General features: G+C 74.6%; 6 protein-coding genes. 4 read left to right on the forward strand and 2 right to left on the reverse strand.

The window, feature by feature from the left end; translation table 11 throughout:
- Positions 1-65: 65 nt before the first annotated feature.
- A complete protein-coding gene (locus ACI6PP_RS22620; protein ID WP_421113991.1) occupies positions 66-1,934 on the forward strand; it encodes a sensor domain-containing diguanylate cyclase in 1,869 nt (622 codons plus the stop codon).
- Positions 1,935-1,941: 7 nt separating this feature from the next.
- On the opposite strand, the gene ACI6PP_RS22625 is transcribed toward ACI6PP_RS22620, so the two are convergent.
- Both ACI6PP_RS22625 and ACI6PP_RS22630 read right to left on the reverse strand, forming a co-directional pair.
- Positions 1,942-3,147: a sensor histidine kinase gene (locus tag ACI6PP_RS22625; protein ID WP_421113992.1), complete on the reverse strand. Its 1,206-nt coding sequence runs from the start codon at positions 3,145-3,147 to the stop codon at positions 1,942-1,944.
- Complete coding sequence (locus ACI6PP_RS22630) at positions 3,147-3,824, reverse strand: response regulator transcription factor (protein WP_421113993.1); 678 nt, start codon at positions 3,822-3,824, stop codon at positions 3,147-3,149. The genes ACI6PP_RS22625 and ACI6PP_RS22630 overlap by 1 nt, the downstream gene beginning before the upstream one ends.
- A gap of 101 nt (positions 3,825-3,925) precedes the next feature.
- On the opposite strand from ACI6PP_RS22630, the gene ACI6PP_RS22635 reads away from it, so the two are divergent.
- The 3 genes from ACI6PP_RS22635 to ACI6PP_RS22645 form a co-directional block, all read left to right on the forward strand.
- The gene (locus ACI6PP_RS22635; RefSeq protein WP_421113994.1) at positions 3,926-4,966 is read left to right on the forward strand and encodes an AAA family ATPase; all 1,041 of its coding nucleotides are present in this window, start codon (positions 3,926-3,928) and stop codon (positions 4,964-4,966) included.
- Positions 4,963-5,919 (forward strand): DUF58 domain-containing protein, encoded by a 957-nt coding sequence (locus tag ACI6PP_RS22640; RefSeq protein WP_421113995.1) that lies wholly within the window; start codon positions 4,963-4,965, stop codon positions 5,917-5,919. Before ACI6PP_RS22635 ends, ACI6PP_RS22640 begins: the two co-directional genes overlap by 4 nt.
- Positions 5,916-6,419, forward strand: a 504-nt coding sequence (locus ACI6PP_RS22645; RefSeq protein ID WP_421113996.1) for a VWA domain-containing protein, incomplete at its 3' end; no start/stop codon positions are given. The genes ACI6PP_RS22640 and ACI6PP_RS22645, both read left to right, overlap by 4 nt.

Below are 6,419 nucleotides of genomic sequence, written 5' to 3' on the forward strand. Positions count from 1 at the left end.
CCCTGAGCCACCGACAACTCCCAAGATCGGCTCAAGATCCCGCGGGACGTGCCGATCACCCACCCATGCTGTCGGCGCGTGGGCTCCACCTGGTGGGGGCCGTCGCCGCCGTGGTCCTGCTGGGCGTGGCGCTCGCGACCGCCGTCTCGACGGGCGAGGCCGGCCCCGGACTGTGGTGGACGACGGCGGTGCTGATGGTCGTCGTCCTGACGATGTGGCACCGCACCCGCGACACGCGGAGCTTCGCGGCCCTGCTCGCCGGACCGCTCATGATGATGGGCTTCCTGCTCGCGTACGGGTGGCTCGCGCCGGTGGCCTCCACCTACACGCTCAGCCTGTGGCCGGCGGTGTTCACCTTCGTGGGCGTGACCCTCTCGGCCCGCACGGGCCTGTGGCTCCTGCCCGTCGCCGCGATCGGCATCTGGTCGGCGATGGACCTGCCCGTCGGGGTGGCGGTGCCACGGTGGCTGGTCGTGATGGGCCTGGTCCTCGTCGTGACCCAGGTGCCCTCACGGCTCCTCGCGTCGCTGCGCGAGCAGCAGAGCGAGCTGGCGCGGGAGCACCGTGACGTGGTCGACGCCCAGGCCGCCCTGGCGATCACCAAGGAGCGCTTCGAGCAGGCCTTCGCCGGCAGCCCCGTGGGCATGAGCCTGGCGGACGAGGACGGCCTGTTCGTCGAGGTCAACCCCGCCCTGTGCCGGATCGTCGGCAGGCCGGCCGAGGACCTGCTCGGGCACACCTCCGCCCATGTCACCCACCCCGAGGACAGGCACCTCTCGCCCGAGGCCATGGCGGCCCTGCGGACGGCAGGGGGCGGCCCGGTGGTGGTGGAGAAGCGCTACGTCCGGCCCGACGGCCAGGTCCGCCGGAGCGAGGTCACCATGGTCACCGTCCGCGGGCCGGGGGAGCACCCCTGGACGCTCGCGCACGTCACCGACATCACCGACCGCTGGGCGGCCGAGCAGACCGCCGCCCGCGCCGAGCGCGTCTCGCGCGTGCTGGCCGACGTCACCCGCAGCGTCGTGCAGCGGCGCGACGACGTGCGGACGGCCGTCGTCCAGGGCGCCCAGCAGCTGACGGGCGCCTCGGGGGTGGCGCTGGTCGAGTCGTTCGACGAGCACGGCCTGGTCGTCACCGCCGCCACCGACCCCGACCAGGTGGGCGTCCGGGTCGACCTCGCGCAGCTGACGATGACGGGCAGCGTCTGGCACCGGGGCGTCGCGGTCGACGTGGAGGACGTCGCCGCCGAGGCGACCGTCAACCCCGCGATGGCGCGCGTGCACTCGATGGTGTCGGGCTACTGGCAGCCGGTGCTCGGCCCCGACGGCGAGGTGCTGGCGGTCCTGACCGCGGCGTGGTTCGAGGCGAGGTCCGCGGCCAGCGCCGAGGTCCGTCAGGCCATGGAGGTCCTGGCAGCCGAGGCCGGCGCCGCGCTGCACGAGGACCTCACCCGCCGGCGGCTCGAGGCGTCCGTGACGCTCGACCCGCTGACGGGGCTCGCCAACCGTCGCGGCTGGGACGAGGGGCTCGCCGAGCTGGTCGCGCGCACCGTCGACGACGACGGGGTGGTGGCCGTCGCCATGATCGACCTCGACCACTTCAAGCAGTACAACGACGCGCACGGCCACGCCGCCGGCGACGCCCTGCTGGTCGGCTTCGCCGAGACGCTGCGGCACTCGGTCCGCGCCCCCGACCTCGTCAGCCGCTGGGGCGGCGACGAGTTCGCCGTGGCCATGTCGGTGCCCTCCGCGCAGCACGCGCGCACCGTCGTGGACCGCATCGTCGGCGCCGTCCCGGCCGGCCAGACCTGCTCCATCGGGCTCGCCCTGCACGGCGCGCACGACGACGTCGCGGCCACGCTCGCACGCGCCGACCGTGCGCTCTACGCGGTCAAGGACGCCGGACGCGACGGGGTGGTCGTCGCGAGCTCCTGACCGGCGGTCAGACCGGCGAGGCCGCAGGCGGGACGGTGGCGCGGGCGGTCTGCGTCAGGGGGAGCCAGAGCACGAAGGTGCTGCCCACGCCCGCCGCCGGGTGGACGCGCGCGACGCCGCCGTGGCTCTCGGCCACCTGACGCACGATCGACAGGCCGAGGCCGTGGTGGCCGTCGCCGGAGTCCTGGCCGCGTCCGCGCCAGAACCGGTCGAACACCTGCGGCGCCTCCCCGTCGGGGACGCCCGGGCCGGCGTCGGTGACGGCGACGAACGCCCACGCGTCGCGCTCGCCCACGTCGAGACGCACGGTGCTGGCCTCGCGGGTGAGACGTACCGCGTTGGCCACGAGGTTGTCGACGGCCCTCCGCAGCGCGGCCTCGTGGCCCGTGACGACGACCGGCTCGGTGCGCGCCCGCAGCTCGACGGCGCGCGCGTCGGCCAGCACCTCGAACTCCACCAGCTCGTCGCGGGCCAGCTCGTCCAGGGAGATCCCGGGCTGCATGTCCTCGGGCGTGGACGCCCGCGCCGACGCGAGCATGTCGTCCACCAGCGTCGCCATCCGTCCCACGGCCCGCGTGGTCGTCGAGACGGCGCGCTCGCGCTCACGTGGGTCGACGTCGGCGCGGCTGAGCACCGCGTCGACGTTGGTCTGGATCACCGCGAGCGGCGTGCGCAGCTCGTGCGACGCGTCGCTGACGAACTGACGTTGACGTCCGAAGGCCTCGTCCAGGCGGCCGAGCATGTCGTCGATCGAGCGGGCCAGCGACCCCAGCTCGTCGTCACCGCCGCCGACGGAGATGCGCCGCGAGAGGTCGCGCCCGTCGACGAGCGTGGTGGCGCGCGTCATCTCGCCCACGGGACGCAGCGCGCGTCCGGCGAGCAGCCAGCCGACGGCGAGGCTCGTGACGAACAGGCCGCCGAGCGCGTACACCGAGTAGGTGCGCAGCGTCGCGAGCGCACGGGCGTTGGTGGCGGCCTCGACGTCCTCGACCTCGGCCAGCTCGAGCTCGCGCAGGGTCTTCACGCCGGAGTCGGTGCGCACCTTCTCGACCGCGCGGTACGTCTCGGCGGCGGGCACGTCGCCGACCGTCCGGGCCAGCGCGACGTTGAGCCCCACCACCACGGTGGAGGCCACCAGCAGCAGCGCCAGCGACCAGCGCAGCGCCAGACCGAACCGCAGCGACCGCGTCCAGGTGGGACGCGTGATCGTCATCAGGCGGGCTCCTTGAGCCGGTAGCCGCGACCCACCACCGTCTCGAGCGGCGCCGGGCGGTCGCCGGCGGCGAGCTTGCGGCGCAGCGTCCCGACGGTGACGCGCACCGTCTGCGTGAACGGGTCGGTGTGCTCGTCCCACACGTGCTTGAGCAGCTCCTCGGCCGGGACGACGACGCCGACCCGCGACATCAGGTACTCCAGCACCCCGAACTCCTTGCGGGTGAGCGCGAGCAGCTGGTCGTGCCACCACACCTCGTGCCGGGCGACGTCGAGCCGCAGCGCACCCGACGTCAGCACCGCGTCGGGCTGGGTGATCTCGCGGCGCAGCAAGGCACGGATGCGGGCCACCAGCTCGGGGAACGCGAACGGCTTGAGCAGGTAGTCGTCGGCGCCGGCGTCCAGGCCGCGGACCCGGTCGAGGACGCCGGCGCGCGCCGTCAGCACGAGCACGCGGGCGTCGCTGCCGAGGTCGTGCCGCAGCCGGTGGCAGACCTCGAGGCCGTCCATGTCGGGCAGGCCGAGGTCGAGCACCACCACGTCGTACGGCACCACCTCGGCCTTGTCGAGCGCCTCGCGGCCGGTGGTGGCGCCGTCGACCGCGTACCCGGCCTCGCTCAGGCCGAACGTGAGAGGGTGCAGGAGGTCCTGCTCGTCGTCGACGACGAGTACGCGCATGGGGCCGATGCTAGGGACTCCCTCCAAGCACGGGTGCGCCGAAAAACCACCGAAAACCCGGGCTACGGAGGGTTTTCGCAGCCAGTTGCTGGACTCGTGGCATGACCGAGTCCCAGCCCCTGCCGCCCACCCACATCCGCCGTCACGACGACGTCCCTGACGCCACCGCCCGGCTCGAGCGCGCCCTGCTCGAGGTCAAGCGCGTCGTCGTCGGCCAGGACCTGCTCGTGGAGCGGATGTTCGTGTCGCTCGTGTCCGGCGGCCACTGTCTGCTCGAGGGCGTGCCCGGCGTGGCCAAGACGCTCGCCGCGCGCACCGTCGCGTCCGTCGTCGGCGGCGCCTTCTCCCGCATCCAGTTCACCCCCGACCTGGTGCCGGCCGACATCGTCGGCACCCGCGTCTACCGCTCGTCCAGCGAGACCTTCGAGGTCGAGCCCGGCCCGATCGTCGGCAACGTCGTGCTCGCCGACGAGATCAACCGCGCGCCCGCCAAGGTGCAGTCGGCGCTCCTCGAGGCGATGGCCGAGCACCAGGTGTCGGTGGGCGGTCGGACCGTCCGGCTGCCCGACCCGTTCATGGTGCTGGCCACCCAGAACCCGATCGAGTCCGAGGGCGTCTACGCGCTGCCCGAGGCCCAGCGCGACCGCTTCATGATGAAGGTGTCGGTCGACCTCCCCACCGACGAGGAGGAGCGCCGCATCCTCGACCGCGTGGGCGTCTCGACGCCCTCGGTGCAGACCCTGCTCGACCCGCACGAGGTGGCGGCGATCCAGGCACAGGCCGCCGGCGTCTTCGTCCACGACGCCGTCGCCGACTACGCCGTGCGCATCGTGGTCGCCACGCGCGACCCCCGTCGTCCGGGCGTCGAGGACCTCGCGTCGCTCGTCTCGGCCGGTGCCAGCCCGCGCGCCACGCTGTCGCTCGTCGCCGGCGCCCGCTCCCTCGCGCTGCTGCGCGGACGCGAGTACGTGCTGCCCGTCGACGTCCGCGACCTCGCCGTCGACGTCGTCGCGCACCGCCTCGTCCTCGACTTCGAGGCGCTGGCGGACGGCGTCGACCCGCGTGCGATCGTCGCCGGCCTGGTCGCCCGCATCCCCGAGCCGCAGGTCGCACCCGCGCAGGTCGCCCCGGGCGCGGCATGAGGCCCACCGCCAACGTCCCGGTGGTCTCGCTCCGCGAGCTGTCGCCCGAGGCGGCCCTGGCCCGGCTCGAGCTGACGGTGGGCCGCCGCATCGACGGCCTGGCCAACGGCGACCACGCCGGGTTCGGCCTCGGCCCGGGCACCGAGGCCGCCGACGCACGGATCTACGTGCCCGGCCAGGACGACGTCCGCCGCATCGACTGGAACGTCACCGCCCGCACGGGCGAGGTGCACGTCCGTGACGTCACGGCCGACCGCGAGCTCGGCACCTGGGCGCTCGTCGACGCCACCGCGTCGATGGACTTCGGCACCGCGACGATGGAGAAGCGCGACCTCGCGGCCGCGGTCACCGTCTCGCTCGCCCGGACCGCTGCCCGCACCGGCGACCAGTTCGGCGCGCACGTGCTCACCGCGGACGGCGTGCGCCGGTTCCCGCACCGCAGCGGGCGCGCGCACCGGCTGATGGTGCTCCGCAGCCTGGCCGAGGCGCCCCGTCAGGGCCACGCCGAGTCGCCCGGTCTCGCCGCCGGCATCGCGTCGCTCGAGCGGCACCGCCGGCGCGGCCTGCGGTTCGTCGTCTCGGACCTGATGGACCCCGACCGCGACGCCTGGGCCCGTGCGCTGCGACGGCTCACGACGCGGCAGCGCGTCGTCGTCGTCGAGGTGCTCGACCCGCGCGAGCTCGACCTGCCCGACGTCGGCGTCGTCACCTTCGCCGACCCCGAGACCGGCGCCACCCACGACGTCGACACCTCCTCGCGCCGAACCCGCCGCCGGTTCGCCGAGGCCGCCCGCGAGGAGCGGGCCGCCAACGCCGCCGCCGTCCGCGGCGCCGGGGCCGACCACCTCGTGGTCTCCACCGGTGGCGACTGGCTGCGCGACCTCACCCGCTTCGTCCTCCAGGCGCGCCACCGGCGCACCTCGTCCCGTCCCCTCACGGAGGCACGACCATGACCTTCCTGTCCCCCGACCGGCTCTGGCTGCTGCTGGGCGTGCTCGCCCTGCTCGTGGCGTACCTGCTGGTCCAACGCCGTCGCAAGCGCAGTGCCGTCCGGTTCGCGGCGCTGCCGCTGCTGGCGCGCGTCGCCCCCAGCCCGGGCTGGCGCCGTCACGTGCCGGCCGCCCTGTTCATGGCGATGGCCGTCGTGCTCGTCACCGGGTTCGCCCGGCCCGAGGCCGACGTGCGCGTGCCCCGCGAGGAGGCGACCGTCGTCGTCGCGCTCGACCTCAGCGGCTCGATGCGCGCCACCGACGTGAGCCCCGACCGCTTCTCGGTCGCCCAGGAGGCGGCCGAGCAGTTCATCGCCGAGCTGCCCGAGCAGTACCAGGTGGGCCTGGTGTCGTTCGCGACGACGGCGTCGCTGGACGTCCCTCCCACCACCGACCGCGCCGAGGTGCAGCGGGCGCTGGCCTCCATGTCGCCCGACGGCGGCACCGCCATCGGCGACGCGATC

Source organism: Solicola agrisoli, assembly GCF_049059935.1.
Classification (GTDB): Bacteria; Actinomycetota; Actinomycetes; order Propionibacteriales; family Nocardioidaceae; genus JAURVT01.

Coding starts and splice junctions, on each gene's coding strand:
- ACI6PP_RS22640 (WP_421113995.1), top strand. CDS start 4,963: ATGAGGCCCACCGCCAACGTCCCGGTGGTCTCGCTCCGCGAGCTGTCG.
- ACI6PP_RS22635 (WP_421113994.1), top strand. CDS start 3,926: ATGACCGAGTCCCAGCCCCTGCCGCCCACCCACATCCGCCGTCACGAC.
- ACI6PP_RS22630 (WP_421113993.1), bottom strand. CDS start 3,824: ATGCGCGTACTCGTCGTCGACGACGAGCAGGACCTCCTGCACCCTCTC.
- ACI6PP_RS22620 (WP_421113991.1), top strand. CDS start 66: ATGCTGTCGGCGCGTGGGCTCCACCTGGTGGGGGCCGTCGCCGCCGTG.
- ACI6PP_RS22625 (WP_421113992.1), bottom strand. CDS start 3,147: ATGACGATCACGCGTCCCACCTGGACGCGGTCGCTGCGGTTCGGTCTG.